A 1,479-nucleotide genomic window follows, 5' to 3' on the forward strand; every position below is an offset into this window, starting at 1 on the left:
AATATAAGTGAGGTAGAGGGAACGCTGACCGTTGATCAACGTGCTATAGAAGTAACTGCTCATGATCAATCAAAGACCTACGGAGAAGATGACCCTGAATTGACCTGGGAAGTAAGTGTTGGTGAGCTTATCTCCGGAGATGAGATTACGGGGAGCCTCACCCGTGAGAGCGGTGAAAATGTTGGAAAGTATCAGATCGGCCAGGGTGACTTGAGTGCCGGTGCAAACTACGTCCTTTCCTTTGTCTCTGATAGCCTTGAGATTACTCCAAAAAGCCTGACGATTGCTGCACGGGATGTTAATAAAGTCCAGGGCCTGGAGTATACCTTTGATGAAACATATCCATCGGATAATTTTACAGTGTCTTCACTGGTGGCAGGTGATGAGGTAACGTCGGTATCCTTAAGCAGTGACGGTGCTGCTGAAGGTGCTGGTCTGGGAGATTATCCCATTGAAATAAGTGACGCTCTGGGAAGTGGCCTCGATAATTATACTATTATCTATAATGATGCGACTATGACTGTCACCGATAAGATAATCCTGACGGTGTCTGGTATGACTATTGATGATAAAATCTACGATGGCGAAGTTTCTGCAACAGTGGATAATTCCGGCTCCTTGGAGAATATTGAGGGAAGTGATGATGTTGAACTTGATTTTTCCGGAGCGGTCTTTGAGTTTACCGATAAGAATGTTGGTGAAGATAAGGATGTTTCTGTAACAAATCTTGGTTTGACCGGTGCCGATGCAGATAAATATATCCTTGATGTACCAAGTCTTACCGGTACAATACTTCCTCGAGACCTTGAACTTGACGATTTTTCTGCTGAGGGCAAAGTCTATGACGGTACGGTGACGGTTGAGGAGTATAGCTTTACTAATAATCGTATTGGAGATGATGAGCTCGTTTTTTCCTATACCGTTGCCTTTGAAGATGAGAATGTTGGGGGAAATAAAGCAGTTGATTTTACTGATATTGAACTCAGCGGTGGTGCCGATGCGGGAAATTATACCCTGGTAACAACCACGGGATCTACAACAGCTGACATTACTCCCCGTGATCTTGAGCTGTCTTCATTTACGGCTTCAAATAAGGTGTATGATGGAAATACAGAAGTAGACAGTACGGGGTTTTCTGATACTCGTATTGAAGATGATGATTTACAATTTACCTATGATGCGGCCTTTGAAGATCCCAATGTGGGTGAGGATAAAACGGTCTATTATACAAATATTGTTATCAGTGGTGGTGCTGATGCGGCTAATTATACTCTCGCCTCCACCACAGGTACAGCCACGGCGGATATTACGGTGCGTCCCCTCGAGATAACTGCCGCAAGTGACAGTAAGGAGTATGACGGCACTGCCCTTACGAATGCCGGGTATACTGTTAGTGATGGAAGTGTTGTCGGCACAGAGACTCTTGATGCTGTGACAGTAACGGGGAGTCAGACCGATGTTGGAACAAGCGATAATGTC

Annotated in this window: 1 protein-coding gene; it reads left to right on the forward strand. The window is 44.8% G+C overall.

The features are described from left to right. On the forward strand, nt 1-1,479 hold a 1,479-nt coding region (locus tag CALK_RS13085; RefSeq protein ID WP_034638378.1), incomplete at both ends, for a YDG domain-containing protein.

Source organism: Chitinivibrio alkaliphilus ACht1, from assembly GCF_000474745.1.
GTDB classification, from domain to species: domain Bacteria; phylum Fibrobacterota; class Chitinivibrionia; order Chitinivibrionales; family Chitinivibrionaceae; genus Chitinivibrio; species Chitinivibrio alkaliphilus.